Annotated in this window: 14 protein-coding genes; 3 read left to right on the plus strand and 11 right to left on the minus strand. The window is 36.2% G+C overall.

From position 1 onward, the window contains the following. Positions 1–63: 63 nt before the first annotated feature. The 10 genes from A5866_RS08340 to A5866_RS08385 form a co-directional block, all read right to left on the minus strand. The gene (locus A5866_RS08340; RefSeq protein WP_086443822.1) at positions 64–1,185 is read right to left on the minus strand and encodes a glycerate kinase; all 1,122 of its coding nucleotides are present in this window, start codon (positions 1,183–1,185) and stop codon (positions 64–66) included. 119 nt (positions 1,186–1,304) lie between these two features. After that, the gene (locus tag A5866_RS08345; protein WP_086278456.1) at positions 1,305–1,991 is read right to left on the minus strand and encodes a response regulator transcription factor; all 687 of its coding nucleotides are present in this window, start codon (positions 1,989–1,991) and stop codon (positions 1,305–1,307) included. Further along, the gene (locus A5866_RS08350; protein WP_086443821.1) at positions 1,991–4,651 is read right to left on the minus strand and encodes a sensor histidine kinase; all 2,661 of its coding nucleotides are present in this window, start codon (positions 4,649–4,651) and stop codon (positions 1,991–1,993) included. The genes A5866_RS08345 and A5866_RS08350 overlap by 1 nt, the downstream gene beginning before the upstream one ends. 84 nt (positions 4,652–4,735) lie before the next feature. Beyond that, complete coding sequence (locus tag A5866_RS08355) at positions 4,736–5,266, minus strand: potassium-transporting ATPase subunit C (RefSeq protein ID WP_086278454.1); 531 nt, start codon at positions 5,264–5,266, stop codon at positions 4,736–4,738. A gap of 38 nt (positions 5,267–5,304) precedes the next feature. Further along, a complete protein-coding gene (kdpB, locus tag A5866_RS08360; RefSeq protein ID WP_086443820.1) occupies positions 5,305–7,365 on the minus strand; it encodes a potassium-transporting ATPase subunit KdpB in 2,061 nt (686 codons plus the stop codon). A gap of 19 nt (positions 7,366–7,384) precedes the next feature. Then, a complete protein-coding gene (gene kdpA, locus A5866_RS08365; RefSeq protein ID WP_086443819.1) occupies positions 7,385–9,067 on the minus strand; it encodes a potassium-transporting ATPase subunit KdpA in 1,683 nt (560 codons plus the stop codon). 402 nt (positions 9,068–9,469) lie between these two features. Next, entirely contained in the window at positions 9,470–10,921 is a 1,452-nt protein-coding gene (locus A5866_RS08370) for a helix-turn-helix domain-containing protein (RefSeq protein WP_339099768.1), read from the minus strand. Between the two features lie 224 nt (positions 10,922–11,145). Then, the gene (locus A5866_RS08375) at positions 11,146–12,309 is read right to left on the minus strand and encodes an immunoglobulin-like domain-containing protein (RefSeq protein ID WP_086443816.1); all 1,164 of its coding nucleotides are present in this window, start codon (positions 12,307–12,309) and stop codon (positions 11,146–11,148) included. A gap of 555 nt (positions 12,310–12,864) precedes the next feature. Further along, a complete protein-coding gene (locus A5866_RS08380) occupies positions 12,865–13,344 on the minus strand; it encodes a glutathione peroxidase (protein ID WP_086278448.1) in 480 nt (159 codons plus the stop codon). An 80-nt stretch (positions 13,345–13,424) separates the two neighbouring features. Further along, positions 13,425–15,764, minus strand: a complete 2,340-nt coding sequence (locus tag A5866_RS08385; protein ID WP_086443815.1) for a helix-turn-helix domain-containing protein — start codon at positions 15,762–15,764, stop codon at positions 13,425–13,427. 188 nt (positions 15,765–15,952) lie between these two features. On the opposite strand from A5866_RS08385, the gene A5866_RS08390 reads away from it, so the two are divergent. Genes A5866_RS08390 through A5866_RS08400 form a run of 3 tightly spaced genes read left to right on the plus strand, consistent with a single transcriptional unit; the run spans position 15,953 to position 19,710 of the window. Further along, complete coding sequence (locus A5866_RS08390) at positions 15,953–17,149, plus strand: M20 family metallopeptidase (protein ID WP_086443814.1); 1,197 nt, start codon at positions 15,953–15,955, stop codon at positions 17,147–17,149. Positions 17,150–17,151: 2 nt separating this feature from the next. Then, the gene (locus A5866_RS08395) at positions 17,152–18,549 is read left to right on the plus strand and encodes an MFS transporter (protein WP_086443813.1); all 1,398 of its coding nucleotides are present in this window, start codon (positions 17,152–17,154) and stop codon (positions 18,547–18,549) included. A gap of 15 nt (positions 18,550–18,564) precedes the next feature. After that, entirely contained in the window at positions 18,565–19,710 is a 1,146-nt protein-coding gene (locus A5866_RS08400) for an ArgE/DapE family deacylase (protein WP_086443812.1), read from the plus strand. Between the two features lie 200 nt (positions 19,711–19,910). On the opposite strand, the gene A5866_RS08405 is transcribed toward A5866_RS08400, so the two are convergent. Then, positions 19,911–21,173 (minus strand): MFS transporter, encoded by a 1,263-nt coding sequence (locus tag A5866_RS08405; protein ID WP_086443811.1) that lies wholly within the window; start codon positions 21,171–21,173, stop codon positions 19,911–19,913. Positions 21,174–21,319 lie beyond the last annotated feature (146 nt).

Raw genomic sequence — 21,319 nt, forward strand, 5'->3', positions numbered from 1 at the left:
ACAAACATTGTTTTACAATACTTTTTATAACAAGCAACTGAGCATAAATTCACATAGGATACCTCAGTTCTTCAGCAACATCAATAAAGTTAAGGTTCGAATTGCTACTTTATGCAAGTTTGATTTGGCCTCATCCATCGCTTCAGCCAGTGTCGTAATACGATCAATGATTGGGATGATCACCGAAACACCTTCCTCACTAAATCGTTTTTGCTCCCCAGTAAAACTACCTACGAAAGCGATCACTGGTACATTGTATTTTTGAGCGATCCGCCCAATTCCAACAGGTACCTTTCCCTGAAGGCTTTGATCATCCAACTGACCTTCACCAGTAATGACTAAATCAGCTTGTTCAATCGCTGTTTCTAAATTGGTTTGTTCCGAAATAAATTCAAACCCAGAACGAATAGTTCCTTTTAAAAAGACTCTGATAGCAAAGCCAAGTCCGCCCGCTGCACCATCTCCCACAAAAGAAGCATCTATTCCACTTACTACTTTTTGATAATGTTTCATATTGCCTTCGTAGTTGGACAATTCATCCTTCGTTAATCCTTTTTGCTGCCCAAACATGTAGACAGCGCCTGATGGACCAAGTAAAGGACTCTCCACATCAGAAGCAATCAAAAACGTAATATCTGCTAGACATGGATCTAAACGGTGCGTCGAATAATGAGCGATTTTCCCCAGGCTACCACCATTAGCTGACAACAGCTGGTTTTCATGGTCAAAAAATTCAATACCTAAGGCACTAAGCAAACCAAGTCCGCCATCAACAGTTCCTGTTCCGCCTAACCCAATCACAATCGTTTGAGCTCCGTGACCAACCGCTGCCAAAATCAGTTCTCCAGTCCCATATGAAGAGGTATTTGCCGGATGAGTCTTTTCAGTCCCATCTAAATACTGAATACCAGAAGCTGCAGCTGATTCAATCACAGCTAATTTCTTTGAATCAAACCAGCCAAAATCAACATTCACTATTTTTCCGTTTAACGCTTGAACGGGAACTGTTACTTTTTGTCCATTACCATTTTTCACAACGGCTGAAACGGTTCCTTCACCACCATCAGCAATCGCGACGGCTTTGACTTCGTGTCCTCTTTCAGTAAATAGGTCCGTAATGATTTGATTCGCTTCAATACTGGACATTGATCCTTTCATAGAATCAATCGCTGTTACAACCTTCATCTTCAGCCCACCTTTTGTATACGTTTTTTCTTTTTATTTTACCATCAATTTTCTTAGCTGTAGCGGAACAAAACAGACTAGGACAAAACATTTCTGTTTTTATCTTAGCCTGTTTTACTCTATTTTTCCAACATTCGATAACCGATCCCGATCTCTGTCAAAATATATTCTGGTTCAACTGGATTATCTTCGATTTTTTTGCGAATATTCGACATATTGACTCGTAAGGTTTGACTCTCATTACTATAAGGTCCCCAAACTTTTTGCGAAATAGACGTGTGTGTCAGCACTTTTCCAATATTTTCACCGAGTACTTGGATGATTTTGTATTCATTTGGCGTTAGGTGGATCACTTTTCCTTGCTTAGTAACGGTATGATGTTCAATATCGATGCATAACTCACCATTGATGATTTTTTTTATTTCTGCTGGAGCATTAATATTATTACTGGCATGTCTTAACGCTGTTCTGATCCTAGCAAGTAATTCTGGAGTACCAAAAGGTTTGGTAATATAGTCATCCGCACCTAGATCCAACGCTTCGACTTTGTTATTTTCATGATCACGAGCGGAGATAATAATGATCGGTATAGGAGATGTTTCCCGAATTTTTTTCAAGACTTCGATTCCATCTTGATCAGGCAACCCTAGGTCTAATAAAATCAGATCCATTGACCACATCCGAAATGTCGATAGACCTTCTAACGCAGAATGAGCTAAATGAATCGTGTGTTTTTCTTTTTCTAAAACAGCACCAATAAATTCAGCAATCACATCGTCGTCTTCAATAATCAAAATCGTGGCCATTATTTTTGCTCCTTTCTCTCAAGCGGTAAAGTAAAGGTGAAAATTGCGCCGCCTTGCGGTTTGTTGGCCGCATTAAGGGTACCATCATGCGCCATAATGATCGTTTTAACAATCGATAATCCGATGCCCATTCCACTTTTAGAGTCCACTGGTGTACTTTGTTTCGCCATCCCATTATACAATACCTTGATTTGTTCTGCAGTCAAGCCTTTCCCTTGATCTGCTACTTCAAAGATGATTTCTTTTTCGTATAATGAAACTGAAACATGAATTGGAGTGCTAGTGTCTGAATGACGAATCGCGTTTTCCATCAAATTAAACAAAACTTGTTCAATCAAAATAGAATCCATTGGAACTAAAACAAATTCATCTGGCAACGTTACAATGATTTCACTGTCTGGATAACTTTTTCTGATCCGCTTAATCGCCGAAGCGACGACTTCTTCCGCGGCTTCTTTACTTTTGGCAACTTTCATTGTTTCTTCATTGATTCGCGTGATCGACAATAGGTTTTCGACCATGCGAATCAGCCAATCTGCATCTTCTTTGATTCCGACAAGTAGTTTCCGCTTCGTTTCTTCAGGGAGTTTACTCGTATTGCTGTCATCTAAAATCGTTTCTACAGAACCAGAAATTCCAGTAAGCGGTGTTCGTAAGTCATGGGAAATCGCCCGCAGTAAATTCCCACGCATCCGTTCTTTTTCACTTTCGAATAAAATTTGCTGCCGTTCTGAGGTTGATTTGTTCTGTTCAATAGCTAAAGCCAGTTGCGTAGAAATCAATTCTAAAAAGCTGATGACTTCATCTGTGATTGGATTTTCTTTACTTTTTTCGATGCCAATAACTGCTAAGGTGATTCCATTTGATAACACGGGTAAATAGAGTGCTTTGGCACCCATTAATGTATCTGTTCCATAACCTGCCTGTTTTTGATTGACAAATACCCAGTTAGCAACCGCCAATTCCTCCAGACTTCTCAAAGGTCCTTTAATTGGTGCACCAGTTGGATTTTTCAGCTCATATTCCCCATATAAAACAACTTCTCTATCCAACATATTCGATAAATAGTCAGCGGTTGTCGCTAAAATTTCTTTTTGATCGTGAGTAACAAGGTATTTCTTGTTGAGTTCATATAAAATTTCTAGTTGATGTTCACGTTTCATTGCATAAAAAGCTTGTTTTTTGATTTGCATCATCAAGTTACTAACTAATAATGCCACTAAAAGCATGAAAATCAACGTCACTGGATACCCTTGTTTATAAACGGTTAAGGAATATAGTGGCTCAACAAAAAACCAGTTGAACATCAAAACACTAGCAATCGAGGCCAACGCCGCCCACAAATAGCCTGTGGTTATTCGTGCTACCAGCAACACAAAAAGAATGTAGATCAAGATCAAATTTTGATCTCCAATGTCAAAATATGAACCTAATTCAGATAACAACGTTGCAATTACCAGCAATCCGATCGTCATATAAAAGTCTTTCCAGGTAAAAATACTTTGGAGATTCTTTTTCTTAGCAGCATACTTATTTAATAAGTATTTATTAGACTGATAGGGAACTAAATGAATATCGACCTCTGGGATAAAACCGACTAATTCATCTTCTAAATCTGGACGATACAGACGAATAAAACGAGAGCGCTTGATCGCTTTTCCCATTACCAAATCGGTAACACCACGCATCTGCACATATTGAATGATCGTTTCTCTTTGATTATCACTCTCTAAGGTGATCACTTCACCACCAAGTTTTACAGCTAATTTTGAATTATCTGACTCTGAATGCTCAGACATATCCTCCAAAATTTCCAATGCAATCCATTCGGTCCCTAATGCTTGTGCCAAACGAGCGGTCCAGCGGAGGCATTTTTTTGTCATATCAGGATTCGTTTCATCAATGATCGTCAGTAATTTAGAATGGATACCTGTATTTTTTTGTGTTTCCTGCTGGTTACTTGTATTGATGTGATCTGAAGCTTTACGAATCGCCAACCCCCGTAATAAGGTTAAATTATCTGTTTTGAAAAAATTAGCCATTGCTTTTTTGGCATTTTCTGAGTGGTAGATTTTCCCTTGTTTCAGGCGTTCCAACAGCTCTTCTGTTTCAATATCGACGACTTTTAATGAACTTGTTTCAAAAAAAGTGTCTGGTACGGTTTCGGAAATATGAACACCCGTAACTTGTTCAACTACGTCGTTCAAGCTTTCAATATGCTGGACATTGACCGTTGTATAAACGTCGATCCCCGCTTTCAACAATTCTTCAATATCTTGGTATCTTTTTTTATTCCTAGTACCGATCGCATTTGTATGCGCTAATTCATCAACCAAAATAATATCTGGTTTAGCTTGTAAAGCAGCATCTACATCGAATTCATTGATCGTGATCCCTTTATAGTCATACTCTTTTATTGCTAAAGCAGGCAAACCGGCTACTAATGCTTCTGTTTCTGGACGGGCATGTGGTTCTACATAGCCAACTAAAACAGTTTTACCTTCTTCTTGTTGTTCATGGGCTTCTTTTAACATAGCGTAAGTTTTCCCTACGCCAGCTGCATAACCGAAGAAAACCTTCAGTCGACCAGACCTCAGGCTTTGTTCGTTTTTCTTCCATTTTTCTAATAAGTGTTCCGGATCTAAACGTTGCTCTTCCACTTTTTATGCCACCCTTTATGCCTAGATTGAAACAGAAATAGTTAACTTCCAAAAATAAATTGGAATTCTTTCTATATCAATCATTTATTCAGACTCGTCTAATAATTGATTGACACCTAATACATTCACACGTTGCGAATCGACCGGTCCGATTTTAAGTCCAGTGATATTTTGTTTGATTATAACACGGACTTGGGTATTTTTCATATTTCTGGCAGCAGCAATCCGCTCAACTTGAGTCATTGCCGCTTCAATTGAGATTTCAGGATCCACACCACTTGCGGAAGCTGTGACTAAATCAATCGGAACTTCTGTTGTATCAGCCTTTTGCACACGCTCTTCAACTCGAGATTGTTGTTCCTTTGAAACAGGTGATAATTGGCTAGCTGGTTCTGAACGTCCATGTAGATATTTTGCTTCTTTAAAGGGTTGTCCAATTAATTTTGAGCCCTTGATAACCATTTTATCGTCCTTTTGTTCTTTGACTAGACTACCATTTGCCTGTGTTGGAAACAGAACTTGACCAACAGCCGTAACAGCAGCAGTATAGATTACACCACAGATAATGGTAAACAGTAGTAAACTTTTTAGTGAAGCAATCATTATTTTTTTCATGTGTCTTTTCTCCTATCTTTTATTGAAAGGTTAATGCTTTAATTCAAAATCAAAGTCAAAATGATATCGATCAACTTGATAGCGATAAATGGAGCGATGACACCGCCTAATCCATAGACAAGTAAGTTGTGACTTAAAATTTTGCTAGCTGGTTTTTCTTTATAAGATACCCCTTTTAAGGCTAATGGAATCAACGCTACGATAATGAAAGCATTGTAGATGATGGCGGATAAAATGGCGGTTGTTGGACTAGTTAGTTTCATAATATTTAGAGCATCCAATGATGGATAGATGCTAAAGAATAAAACTGGAATGATCGCAAAATATTTTGCAATATCATTCGCAATACTAAATGTCGTCAAAGCACCACGCGTCATCAGTAATTGTTTGCCAATTTTGACGATACTGATTAATTTCGTTGGGCTGGAATCTAGATCGATCATATTCCCCGCTTCTTTGGCTGCTTGTGTTCCTGTATTCATCGCTACTGCAACATCTGCTTGAGCTAATGCTGGAGCATCATTGGTCCCATCACCCGTCATAGCAACCAAATGGCCTTTTTCCTGATAATCACGAATCAAGCTCATTTTATTTTCTGGTGTTGCTTCTGCCAAGAAATCATCGACACCTGCTTCAGCTGCAATAGCCGCGGCCGTCATGGGATTATCCCCTGTGATCATGATTGTTTTAATGCCCATTTTACGCATATCTTCAAACTTTTCTTTAACCCCATTTTTTACGATATCTTTTAAGTAGATCACACCAAATACTTGATTATTTTTAACCACAACCAGTGGGGTTCCACCTTCATTGGCTACACGCTGAACGATCGTATCACATTCTTCTGGATAAACATTTCCTTTAGCTTCAACATATTGTTTCATTGTATCAGCAGCACCTTTACGAATTTCATCACCTTGATAGTCGATCCCGCTCATCCGAGTTTTTGCTGTAAATTCGATAAACTCAACTTCAACATGATTTAATTCCCGACCGCGAATATCAAATTTTTCTTTCGCTAAAATAACGATACTGCGTCCTTCAGCTGTTTCATCTGCTAATGAGGATAGTTGCGCTGCATCCGCCAAGTCATATTCGCTAATTCCTTTTACTGGAATAAATTCACTTGCCCGGCGATTACCTAAAGTGATGGTTCCAGTTTTATCTAATAATAAAATATCCACATCACCAGCGGCTTCAATTGCACGTCCACTCATAGCAATAACATTTTCTTTATTTAAGCGACTCATACCAGCAATCCCGATTGATGAAACCAATGCACCAATCGTCGTTGGTGCCAAACAAACTAGTAAAGCAATGATCGTCGTTAATGCTAAGGCTGAACCGTTGCCTACAAGCTCACTTGAAAATTTTGTAAAAGGCAATAACGTTGCTGAAACGACTAAGAAAATAATCGTCAACATAATCAAAATAATTTGTAATCCAATTTCATTCGGTGTTTTTTTACGTTCTGTCCCTTCCACCATCGAAATCATTTTATCCAAGAACGATTCTCCATTTTCAGCGGTCACTTTGATCACCAAATAGTCAGAAACAACCGTTGTACCACCTGTAACAGCACTACGATCACCGCCAGATTCCCGAATTACTGGTGCAGATTCTCCTGTGATGGCACTTTCGTCCACCGAAGCTGCACCATCGACCACGTCTCCATCCATTGGAATTTGTTCATTAACTGCTACATAAACGAGGTCACCCTTTCTTAATTCTGAAGACTGGATTTCAGTAAATTTTTTGAGTGCCGCGTCTTCTATTGATGCAGCTTTATGAGCAACAACCTCTTTTTTAGCTTGTTTTAAACTCTCTGCTTGCGCTTTCCCCCGACCTTCAGCAATCGCTTCAGCAAAGTTAGCAAATAAAATCGTCAGCCACAAAATAACGGTGATGGCTAAAATAAAGAATGGTTCTGCATCTGTATACCCTGCAAAGGTTAAAACGTATAGAATCGTAGTCAAAATTGCGCCCAAATAAACAACCAACATGACTGGATTTTTTATTTGAATGCTTGGTGCAAGTTTCTTAAAGGATGATCGAAAAGCATCGATATAAACATGACGTTTGCTTTGTGTATTTTTCACTTGTTTCCCCTTCTTTACCTTATTTTGTCATAAAGTGTTCAGCAATCGGTCCCAATGCCATAGCTGGCAAGAAGCTCAGAGCCCCAATCACTAAGATCACAATGATCAACATGGTGACAAATGTTGCATTTGTCGTTGAAAGTGTACCTGATCCAGTTGCAACGATTTTCTTTTTCCCTAAATTGGAAGCTAGATAAATCACTGCTAACATCGGAATAAAACGAGAAAGAATCATGATCAGTCCACCTAATATGTTTAAGAATGTCGTATCTGTCGTCAAGCCTGCAAACGCACTGCCGTTGTTATTGGCTAGCGATGAAAATGCATAAAGAATTTCAGAAAAACCATGCGGTCCTTGATTGTTCAGCCAAGACATTGCTTGCGGATTCAAAATAAACAACATCGTTCCGATCAATGTCAGTAATAACGGCGTTAAAATCACTAAACACGCCATTTTCATATCAAAAGGCTCGATTTTCTTCCCTAAATATTCGGGTGTTCTTCCTACTAATAAGCCAGCAATAAAGATCGCCAGTAAGATGAATACGATCATGCCATAAAGCCCACTACCAGCACCACCAAAGATGATTTCTCCCAACTGCATTAAAAACATTGGAATAAAACCGCCCAGCGGCGTAAAACTATCCAACATCGCATTGATCGATCCATTAGAAGCTGCTGTCGTACTAACAGCCCAAAGACTAGACCAGCCAATACCAAAACGTGTTTCTTTGCCTTCCATGTTCATTTGACCGATCACGTGCCCAAATTGCGGTCCGTAGTATTCGCTCAAGGTCACACCAATCAAAGCAGCAATCAAAAAGCCTAAAGAAACAATCATGATCGTTCTACCTTGTTTCCAGTCCTTCACAAATAGTCCAAACGCTACGATCAAAGCTGCTGGGATCAAAAGAATAGCAATGTTTTCGATAAAGTTACTGACTAAGTTAGGATTTTCAAAAGGGTGAGCTGAGTTGGCACCAAAATAGCCACCGCCGTTTGTCCCTAATTGTTTGATCGCCACTTGACTGGCAACCGTTCCTAAAGGTAAAAAGATTTTTTCGCCCAGTTCTAAACTCGTAGTTTCAACAGAACCTGCAAACGTTTGAACCACGCCTTGAGAAATCAAGATCAGAGAAATCACAAAAGAAAGCGGGATTAACACATACAAAATAATTTTTGTTAAATCTTGCCAAAAATTCCCAATATGTTTTGTTGTTCGACTTGTAAAGCCACGAAGTAAAACAAATAAGACTGCAATTCCAACACCTGCTGAAACAAAGTTTTGAACAGTTAAACCAAATGCTTGAGTAAAGGGTGATAAAGTATCTTCCCCAGCATAAGCTTGCCAGTTTGTATTTGTAATAAAACTTGCCGCCGTGTTAAACGCCAATGAAAGACTAGTTCCAGGTAGTTGTTCTGGATTCAACGGTAGAAAGCCTTGTCCTAAAAGCATCGCCATTAAGAACATCAATGAAAATAAACTAAAGAATAAAATACTCAAACTATATTGTTTAGCGGTCATTTCTTTTTGAGCCGTCGTTCCTAAAAACGAATAGATTTTTGTTTCAAGTGGACCAATGATTTTGGTCAGAAACGTTTTTTGATTCGTCATTACTTTATGAATATAAAAACCTAACGGAATAGCTAACCCTATCAAAACGATAAAAAAGATTGCTTGTTGGATAAAAATTGCACTCACTGTTGATCCCCCCAAAATAGTTGGTAAAATAAATAAATAAGCAGTAATCCTGCGATAATCCCAGAAATAATCGTCATGAATATTCCTCTCCTTCATTTGATAACATAAGAATATCAAATTTTATATAAAGATAGTGTTAAAGTTGAGGGTGGTTCTTTATACTATCTTTATATTGAAAATAGTATTTATGATTATAGAACGGAGAAAATCTTTAACATAGAAAGTAGGCTGAAATATAGCTCAAAGAGTTATATCTCAGCCTACTAGTATCCAAATAAAAGGTGAAAACGATGGAAGTTTAAGAACTGGGTACTCCGATTTAGCTCCTCATGCCTAATCCTTCATAATCCAAATTTGAACATTATTTTTTATCATTTTTAAGTACTTTGCAATTAATCAGCATTATAAAGCTTTATGAATTTTTAAATTCATAAAATAAGAGATATCAATCCAATTTTTCGTTGAAGGTATATCTTCTACTACAATAAAATTTTGGGAATCACTATCTTCAAGTGTATAATTAGAAATACACAAATCACAGTTTAGTTCATCCCCGACTTCTTTTGAAAGAAATCCTTCTCTTCCACAATAGACATCTACTATTTTAGGAAACTTATTTTTCATCAAATATGCTAAAAACACTTCATGTTCTGCTCCTAAATCACTGTACACAAACACCACTAATTTAGAATGCTTTTTATCTAACTGCTCATAAAGCTTATTCCATTGAAAAAAGGTCTCATGTACTAACTCTTCATAATAGTCAGAACACCAAGGAAATTTCGTTTGTTTTTCAAGTAAACTTACTGTATCCTCAACCGCCTGGGCATAGATAGGATAACTTCTTTTGATTGACACACTAGATTGAGCAAAACGATTATGTATAATGTACTCTTGAAAAGGATAAACCCTATGTCTGGCATAAATAAATTGTATCCAATGGCTAAGCTCAATTTTGTTTTTTTCAGCAATCGTTATGTCTAACAAAGAACAAAGATGCTCTATATATTTATCACTCCATTGTTTAACTACATTTTTTTCTTCAAGATCTACCCAAATAGACTCCCACCAAAATATAGATTGACAAAAATTCTGACAATTAATTTTTGGATACCCCAAGCTCAACGTTTTTTCTATTTTTTCAAAAATATCTTTATTGGTATGCCTATGTTTACTAAATTCATACTCAATTGAAGAGGCAAAGCCTTGTTCTTCGCGAATAATTGAAATAGCTATTGAATACATCAAAAATTTCATTGAGTTAAGTGTAATCTTAAACGGAAAAATTTTTATTGCGCTGTTGACAAGTTCATAAATATAGTTTTTATCAATAGGAAAAGGCCATTCATATTCTTCATATGCTTCACAAAAATAAAGCATTAGAAACAAACGGATTTGTAATTCATTATCCCCTGACAAAGCATATGTATCTAGATTATGAGTAATCTCAATATTGCGATCTTTTAAAACAAGTTTTAACCTTCTATAGCTTCTATATAAACTTGATTCACTAATATACAAACGCTTTATATGAAATGATGTATCTTTATTTGGATAAAAAAAGAACGATTCAAGTAATGCTAAATCACTAGAATTTTTCATCATTTTTTTATACAATTCACTAACTGCGTGATTTTTATTCATAAACACACGAATACCACGTTTTTTCGAGATTTCCATAATAACATAATCTGGCCATTCGTTTTCAAAATAGCTACAATCTGATAATAAAGTTTGTTGCGAACATTTCATCTGCTTGGTCAACTCTTTCATTGGTGTCCATTGATTTGAATGAATCAAAATATCTAATAATCTGACTCGCCGGATCATCGTATTTTGGATCAAACGTTCCATTTTAATTCCTCCTCCTAAAAATTGAAGAAACCCAAACTCACGAGTTCACTTATATAATAAACCAATAAAATAAAAAAACATACTATTTTGCATGATATATAGATAAAATTGAGAGCAGAACAAAACGAAAGATCCGTTTTATTTTGCGCTCTTACTCTATTTAGTCAGCAAAAAAAAATTTTTGAAAATAGACATTTCCCGCTTTTTTTCGGTCTCATTCAAAACTATTTTGATGCAAAAACCATCAGATTTTCAGTATCTGAAATACAGGTTTGCAAGGTTATTCTTTCACCTCCAGTTGTTCCAACTGTTTGATCCCAATAATCAACACCTGTAGCTAGTTCTTGTCCAAAATCATCTAAATGAAAAATATTGTTTATCGTATAATTCGTCATCTTCCCACTGCTATCACTTACAGTAATTGACTGACCTATCCTTACACTAAACAAAACAGAAAAGACGCCAGGATTATGACCTATAAAATGTGTGTTTGCCCCATCATCACCCGATTGTATAGGCATTCCTCCCCATGTTGATGCACTACCATTAGAATTATTATCAATTATTGCTTGCCCTGATCCCTGCCCGCCATTTTGATAAGGAATTGTCACCCCGTTGATAATTAATACATTGGGTTGATTATCAGAAGCAACTGGTTCTTTAGGAACCGTTTCATTCACTTGAGAGGATTGCTCAAAATTACTTGCCGGCTCGCTCGATTCAATACTTTTTGACTCTTCTTTCTTTGGTTCTTCTGATATGAACGGTTGAGAAGAGATAGCCGTATGACTGTTTGGGTCAGCGATAACTGTAATTTCTCTTGTTTTCGTCGTTTGATTGTTATTAGAATCTGAAACTGTATAGTCTAATCGGTATAGCCCTTCTTTCGAAGAATCCACTATTCCAGAAACGTTCACTTTACTATTGAGATCACCATCTACATTATCTTTGACACTAACATCAGCCAAAGGATCAAATTCTTGATCTTTATATATAGTTGAATCCTTTAACGTAATGGTAGGAGCCACAGTATCTACAATTGTTAAACGAATAATCCCTTGAGTCGTATCAGTTTCTTTTTTGAATCTAACATTTATATTAGTTGTCCCAATTTTTGTGAGATCAAAATTTGTGGTTTCAATTTCTAACCCTTCAATTTCTTTTGATGTGATGTCAAATATTTCTTCCACTGAAATTTTTTCGCCATACTCAATCGTTTTATATCGCGTGCCAGAAGGTAGCTCTGTTCTTTTAACTTCAAGCACTTCACTTTTTTTAGTATCAGCAAAATTTTCTGCTTGATCCGATAAAATAAATAAAACTAGTGTCGCTACTAAAACAAGAATGGTATACACCAAAATAGACCCTTTTAAAAAATTCTTTTTCATATTATCAACCTCTCAATTTCTTTTTTTTTGAACTTGAGACTCATAATAATACTTATTGTCTTGATATCCTATTCATTTGTTTTGATTACCGAACAAAAAAACACTTTATAGTTGATGTATCAACAAATTTCAATTTTTTTAAATTTTTAAATTATCTGAAATTGGTCTACTTAACATTCGATTTTTAATTAAACATTCTTTAGATAAACTTAACCTAATTGATTTAATAGACAAAAGAACTTCAACAGTTAGACGACACCTAACTATTGAAGTTCTTTATTTAGTATACAATCTTTAATTAAGCTTTTTTGGAAAATAATGACTTTAAAATAAATACACTGTTTGTTATGATTATACTCGTTAAGAAGATGGACAATAGTAAAAAGGAACTTTTTTTCCAAATTAAAAAAGCAAGCAATAATAAACAAAAACTATTAATTGATAATTTAAGTATCATTCTTTTTCCCATAATTTTTCCTTTACAAATATTTTTTCTTTACGTTCTAACCTTAGCCTTTTAAATAGTATATTACAAGTTTTTTTATATGTTAATAATTAATCAGTAAGTAATTTTTCAATATCTCTAGCGATTTTTTCTGGTTCAACAGTCGGTGCAAAACGTTTCACAACGTTGCCTTCACGATCTACTAAGAATTTGGTAAAGTTCCACTTGATCGCGCCACCTAAAATCCCACCTTTTTCCCCCTTCAAAAAATCATATAACGGATCAGCATTTTCTCCGTTGACATCGATTTTTCCAAACGTTTGAAAAGTTGTTTGATACGTCAATTGACAAAAGTCACTGATTTCTTGGTTCGTTCCAGGTGCTTGATGACCAAATTGATTACAAGGAAAGTCTAAAATTTCCAACCCTTGTTCACGATACTTTTTATACAAAGCCTCTAAGCCTTCATATTGAGGTGTAAAACCGCAGCCAGTCGCTGTATTTACGATCAAAAGTACTTTTCCCCGATAATTCTCTAATGATGCAGTTTCACCATTAGTTGTTTTTACTTGGTAGTCATAAATACTCATTTTATTTCTTCCTCTCCTGTTGCTTGTTTTATTAAATACTAGCTAGTAGAAGTTTTTACGTCAAGGAAACGAGCTTTCATTCAGTCAAAAATCGGTTTTAATTCCAGTAACACGATACCATTCGTATCAAGCGTCACATAATAATTGAAGCTATTATCGATTTGAGTATCAAAAACTTTGATCTTAGGACGAGTATTATCCACAATATATTCTTGCGCTTCTAAATCAAGTGTCCCGGCATTACTAAACTCTTCGTAAGTGTAAAACAATGCACCATTGTGTCGATTAAAATCAATTTGCTTGACCTGATAATTTGCTGATTTTATGGCGGCTAATTCAATTTCAAACGTCACTGCCTGACTTTTAAGAAAGGCTTCTTCCGAAGATAAATGAGGATCAAAATAATTCCTATTAAATAGCAGCAGTTGATATTGCCCCTCTTCATAGGTCAATATATATTCTTCCCCTTGAGCTAAAACCCCTCCCCGCATTCTCCTTGCTAACCATAAACAAAAATAAGCTGGGCGTTTGCCACTATAATAGTGAAACAATTCCAAACCATCATTTTTTAATGGCCGTTCTTGTGTTTCTTGTTCATATAATTCAATATTCAACCAAAATCCGAACCCTTCTACCAACGTGTCCAAGATTAAAAGATCTTTTAAAATAATCGCACCTCTAAAAAATGTCCCATTACTATTTCTAGTCATCCCAGTTAACGTGTTCCATTCAGTAAGGTATAGCGGTAACTTGATTTCGTATTCTTTTAGAATATGCTTGATATGCATAGTTTTATTCAATACATATTGATGATAGTTTTTCAAATCAGGAAAAGTGCTATCTAAATTTTGAAACACGTAATTTGGTTCCGCCGAAAATGAGAGAAAATCGCAAGCTGCCGCTATTGTTTTGCAAAAAAATTCTGTCTGCTTCTGATCTCTTTTCTCAAAGAACGGATCAGGTAAAGGAATCTCTGCCCCAATTTCGATTTTTGGTGAAATAGTTGCCATCATTTGTTTTATTTCTAAGAATTCTGGATAGTATTCTACAAGATTTTCTCCTTTAAACAGACAATTGATTTTCCATTGCCCAGTTGATCTTATGCCAAAATTATTTTGGATATACTGGAAAAACTTAGGATAAAGTGCTTTGACTCCCATACTAAGTTTTTTGAATTCTACAAGGGACAATTGATAAAAAATAGCGATGTTTGCTTCTTCTAAAAAGGTCAAAATATAATCCCAATTTTCAAATGCAGGAAAAGAGTTCATAGAAGCTTCTTGATGAACTTGAACAGATAAAGGAATTTGTCTAAATAAACGCTGAATACTGATGTACTTGATGTCCATTTGCTTTTTCAACTCTAAAATTTCTGTTTGAATTTTTTTTGACGCCAAAGCTTCCCATGACCCAATGTGAATAATGATTTCTTTTTTCTCATAGTTGGTTGCTTGCTTTTCTGTTGTGATATGCAATTGCTTCGTTTTTAAGGATAATTCTGACGATCTTGGATCATCTGTTGCTGTTTGGATATAACTATATAATGGAATCAAAATTTCCTTCACCTGAAGTTCAGGTGTTTGGATTTTCTGATTGTTTTTTTTCGGAGCAAGAGATTCTGGTAAATGGGCTGAACGGTAATTCGTAGGTGAATCATTAAACATTTTTTTGAAATGTTCACGGTACGTTTTACTATTGCTAAATCCATTATCCAACGCGATTTGCTCAATACTTTTTTTCGTATAAAGTAATTCAGATAAGCTATGCTTCACACAAATCGTCCGCACATAATGAGAAAAATATTCCCCAGTTTCCTTTTTAAAAAACTTAGATAGAGCGGACTCTGACATAAAGAAATGATCTGCTACATCAGATAATAAAATACCATTTTGATAATGTTCTTCAATATATTCCAGAATTTCTCTAAGTTTTTGATTGTCGGAAGGATGATAGTCCAAGATTTCTTCTTTTTGAAAATTATGAACAAGTGACAAAATAATTTGCGTTAAATACAAAGTTATTTTCAACCGTTTCGATGGATCATCACTAAGCTCAACCAAGCATAATTCAGCAACTTGTCTTCTTAATGAAGCGATCGCATGCATTTTGCCGTGCTCTTTTTGTTTTGGCTGACATTCAAAGTGCGTATAAAAAAATGCTGGAAATTGAGTTGCGAAAAAAAGATTGTTCATACCTAATTCTAAATATGAACAAGAATCAACTACAGTAGTTGCTAAAACGAACTGATCACCAGTATTAACTAAAAACAACTCACCAGCTTCTATTTGAGTTGTTGTTTCATCTATAGTTATGAGCATCGATCCTTTTAACACAACTAAAATGGTTGTTTCTTTACAAAAAACATGCTTCTCCTTATCTAATTGTTGATAATTGATCTGATAATTTTCATTTACAATCATTTTTAATCCTCTACTTTCTATCTCTTTCCTATTATACCATCCAAATAAGAAAATAACGTTCGTTGATAATGTCATTTTTTTCCCATATTAATTTTTTAAAAGAAATCTCTGAAATTAGGAAATTTCTAGCATTGTGAAGTTTTTAATTAAGCATAGAATATGTATTGTATTTGAAAGGAGCAGTTTAAATGAACGATCTACAGAAACAACTATTTACAAAGCTTCAACAAAAAGAAGCGGATATGATTGCAATCCGTCGCCATTTTCATGAGAATCCAGAGTTATCGTTTCATGAAACTAAAACAGCACAATATATTGCTGATTTTTATGCAGGAAAGGATTGCACTGTTCAAACGAATATTGGCGGCGGTCATGGGATTTTAGTTGATATTCAAGGCGGAAAAGAAGGTCCAAGCTTGGCAATCCGAGCAGATTTCGATGCTTTACCGATCCAAGAAGATACAGGTCTGCCATTTTCATCCAAAACAGCTGGTGTGATGCATGCTTGTGGACACGATGGGCACACGGCTTACATGATGATTTTAACTGATTCCTTGATTGAATTGAAAGAACAGTTAACCGGAACAATTCGTGTGATTCATCAACCTGCCGAAGAAGTACCACCTGGCGGAGCTAAAGGGATGATCGAAGCTGGTTGTTTAGATGGTATCGATCATGTGTTAGGGATCCACGTTATGAGTCTGATGCCACTTGGTGATGTACTTTACCATCCAGGATCAGTCCATACTGGTCGGGCAACGTTTAAAGTCATCATGCAAGGAAAAGGTGGTCATGGTTCAACACCTCAAGATGCCAATGATACGATCGTTGCAGCTTCTCAATTTGTAACAGCTGTTCAAACGATCGTCAGTCGTAGAATTGATCCATTTGATACTGCAACCGTTACAATCGGATCTTTTGACGGCAAAGGTTCAGCAAATGTGATCAAAGATTCTGTTACGCTTGAAGGTGACGTACGGATCATGAAAGAAACAACACGGGCAATTGTAGAAAAAGAATTCAACCAAATTTTAGATGGAATCTGCCGAACCTTTGGTATCAGCTATGAACTTGATTATGCCAATGATTATCCTGTTTGCGTCAATGATCAAAAGACCACTGAAATGGTCGCACAGGCTTTGAATGAAGCACAAATCCCTGAGATCAAACAAATTATTGAATGTGGACCACAAACTCCTTCTGAAGATTTTGCGTATTATGCCAAAGAGCGTCCAAGTTGTTTCTTTTTCGTTGGCGCACACAAAGAAGGAACGCCAATGTATCCACATCACCATCCAAAATTTTATATAGATGAAGACTGTCTATTGATTGCTGCAAAATCAATGGGCGCAGCTGTCTTACATTATTTATCTGAAGGAGTTTAATCATGAAAGCAGCAACACATACAGCAGATACTGCAACATACAAAGGGACAAATAAATTACTGATTGGAATCGTATTAAGCGTATTGACCTATTGGCTATTTGCCCAATCTTTACTAAATATGGCGCCAGCCGTACAAAGTGACCTAGGGGTTTCTTCTGGTGTTTTAAACATCGGAATCTCCATGACTGGTTTATTCTCAGGTATTTTTATCGTCGTAGCCGGCGGTTTAGCAGATAAATTAGGCAGAATGAAATTGACCTATATTGGACTTATTTTAAGTGTTATCGGTTCTGCAGCATTAGTTATCGCACATGGACCTGTTTTATTTATCGGTGGCCGAATTTTGCAAGGGCTATCCGCTGCTTGTATCATGCCAGCAACAATGGCCTTAGTTAAAACCTATTATGAAGGCAAAGATCGTCAACGCGCTTTAAGTTATTGGTCAATCGGTTCTTGGGGTGGTTCAGGTTTATGTTCATTTTTTGGCGGAGCCATTGCAAGTTCATTAGGTTGGCGCTACGTTTTTATTTTTTCAATTATCGTTTCAATTTGTAGTGCGTTATTGATTTTTGGCACTCCTGAAAGCAAAGTCGTTAGTGATAGTAATAGTAAATTTGACTCAATTGGTTTGCTACTATTTATCGTTTCAATGGTCGCTTTAAATGTTGTCGTTTCTAAAGGTTCTGAGTTAGGTTGGACAAGTCCAATTGTGCTTATTTTAGCCGTAATCGTCATTATAGGGTTGATTGCCTTTTATAAAGTAGAACAAACAATCGATAATAGTTTTGTTGAATTTTCTCTATTTGAAAATCGTGGCTATCTTGGTGCAACTATTTCTAATTTCTTGTTGAATGCAGTCGCTGGTACATTGATCGTAATCAATACCTATGTTCAACAAGGACGCGGTCTTTCTTCTGCTAAAACGGGGATGTTATCGATTGGTTACCTCTGTCTAGTGTTGATCACGATTCGGATCGGCGAAAAGTTATTACAAACAATTGGTGCAAAAAAACCAATGTTGTGGGGAACCATTCTTTCTGGTACTGGTGTTGGCTTGATGGCTTTAACAATGGTTACTGGAACTGCCTATTTTATTTTAGTTTTCATCGGTTACAGCCTATTTGGAATGGGTCTAGGAATGTACGCTACCCCCTCTACAGATACAGCGATTTCCAGTGTCCCAAATGAAAAAGCAGGTGTTGCTTCCGGTATTTATAAAATGGCCAGTTCACTTGGCGGTGCCTTAGGAGTAGCTATTTCTGCAGCAGTTTATAACGGCTTTAGTGCTGGTGGGAATTACACACAAGGTGCTACATTTGGCTTACTGACAAATATTCTTTTCTGTGTTTTAGCTTTAGGTTCCATCCTATTTATCATTCCAAAGGAAAAACAAGTATAAGGAGAGAAATCAACCATGAATAATCAAGAAGCATTACAATTATTAAAAGAAGTCGTACAAATCAAAAGTATTTTAGGAGACGAAAAATTAGTTGCGGATAAATTACAAACTCTTTTTGAAAAACACGATATTCCTTGTGAACAAGTAGAGTACAGCGCTGGACGCAATCAATTAGTTGCCACTTTAAAAGGCAATGAAGCAGGTCCAGTTCTAGGATTTTCTGGCCATATGGATGTCGTTCCTGTCGGTGAAATTCCTTGGGATGAAGATCCTTTTAGCGCATTTGAAAAAGATGGCTTACTGTACGGTCGTGGAACCTGTGATATGAAATCAGGTCTGATTGCAGCCGTTGTTGCCATGATTCGTTTAAAAGAAGCTGGCTCAAATTTTAAAGGTACAATAAAACTTTTAGCAACCGTCGGAGAAGAAACAAGTGCCATCGGTTCCGGTCAATTAGTTGATCAAGGGTACGCAGATGACCTTGACGCATTAGTGATTGGTGAACCGACAAACGTAGAAATCGGTGTAGCACACAAAGGCGCTTTATGGCCTCGAATTACAACCTATGGAAAAACTGCCCATGGTTCAATGCCAGATCAAGGCGTAAATGCGATTGAACATATGCTTCTCGTTTTAAATGCTTTTAAAGAAACCTTCGATTTTTCTCAGTCAGTAGACGAACTGGTCGGTGCCTCAACATCTAGTCTTGATATTATCAATGGCGGCAATGGAACCAATGTTGTGCCCGACAAATGTACTGTAGAAATCGATATCCGTACGATCAAAGCACAAGATCACACTGAATTAAAACAACAATTTAAAGTGATGCTGGATAAATTAACAGCAACTGTTCCTAATTTTAAAGCCGAGATTGAATTCATTAATGACTTACCTTCTATGAAAACCGAACTTGATGACCCGTTCACTGTATTAACTCAAAAAGTCGTTTCAGAGGTCACAGAGAAAACAGCAAACACCTTTGGTATGACAGGCTATACAGATGGTTCACAGTTTGGTCGTGTTAAAAAAACATTTCCTATTTTAATTCTTGGACCTGGTGAAACAAAATACGCTCATCAGCCCAATGAATTTGTTGCGATCAATGACTTTTATCAAATGATTACGATCAACGAAAACATTGCAAAAGCCTTTTTAAACTAAAACACAAAAGAGAGCGAGACAAAACTGAGCGTTAGTTTTGTCTCGCTCTCTTTACGTTATAAAGATGCGAAATTATTACACCACGAATACTAAGAACTCTTTTCCAACACTTTGTGTCTACTTTTCTAAACACGAGCTTGAAATCTGTGAGATTATGGTCGATCTTACTTTCACATCTTTGTATATTTTTATTAAACTATTTATTGATCTAAAAGCTCTTTCAATTCCACTATTTCTTCCGTTACCTCTTGCCAATCACTGATAATTTTTTTATAACGATAACGAATGATCACGGCCGCCATAACACCGATTGCAGTCAATACGATATTCAATCCAAAAATCATCGATACATTTATTTTTTCTAGCAGACCAGTGATATAAGGAATGATCATCACAGAAATTGAGGTAGCAATTGAGTAATAACTAGTGATCCGCCCTTTTCCTTTTGAAAACAACTCCAACAACACCGCTAGCCCTAATTGCCAGATTCCGCCTGCCGCAAAAACACCAATCCCGATCGAACCGACTAAAAACATTGGCACACTTGGAAACAGTGTCATACCAATCAATAAAAACAACGATATCAATGTACACCATACTAGCAATAACGTCGGAGCAACACCACGTTTTACAATCAATGACGTTAAAAATACAGATGCAAAAGAACCGATACTATACGCACTGACCAAAACTAAACTGTTTGAATGATTCATCAGATTTAATGATTCCGCAAAAGTAGGTACCCACAAAATAAAAATATTAAACGTTGAAACACAAGTAAAACTAAATACCAGTAATGCAAATCCTTCCACTTTAAATAACGGTTGCTTACTTTTAGCACTTGTTTCGTTTTCATTCACTATTTGTAACGGCTCCGCCTGCACCTCTACTCTTTCTGGAAAGCCAAGCCTAGAAATATATAGCAAATTAAGAAATAATCCCAACGCACATCCGATAAAAACCAGCCCGTAATAAATCCCGTGATTCAACATAAATCTGGTTAACAACGGTAAAATAAATTGCCCTAAAGAAATAAAGGCTTTATTCAAGACACTAAGAGAGCTATTATCTTTTTCATTTGGATAAGCTTCCATCAAAGTTGGATAGGTACTCGTATCTAAAAATGCATTGCTAAATCCAGCAAAGACAGCAAAGAAAAGTCCTTGTAAATAGTTCTGACTAATTAATATCCCAATAAAGAAAATCAAATAACTGATGATCCCTAACTGAACTGTCTTCTTCCGTCCAAACTTATCTGAAAAATAGCCAGCAAAATACAAAATCAGGACACGACCCAACCCGATACCACTGATAACTAATGTCACTTGCTGAACTGTTGCCTGCCAACTTTCCATCAAAGCATTAAGGTTTTGCGATAAAATAATCGCTGCCATCCCTTGAAAAATGAAATTTGTATATAAAGAACCGATCAAAGGGGTATAATTTCTTTTTGTTGTTTCCATTACCATTCTCCTAGCTGTTTAAATTGAAGTTTGCTCACTTTTTCACTATATATAGTTTAAAAAGAAATCTCTATAATATCTAATGCTTTATTTTCATGTAATTAATAAATAAAATTTATTGATTTAGTTAGATACAAAGAATTAAT

The sequence above is a fragment of the Enterococcus sp. 12C11_DIV0727 genome, assembly GCF_002148425.2.
Classification (GTDB): domain Bacteria; phylum Bacillota; class Bacilli; order Lactobacillales; family Enterococcaceae; genus Enterococcus_L; species Enterococcus_L lemimoniae.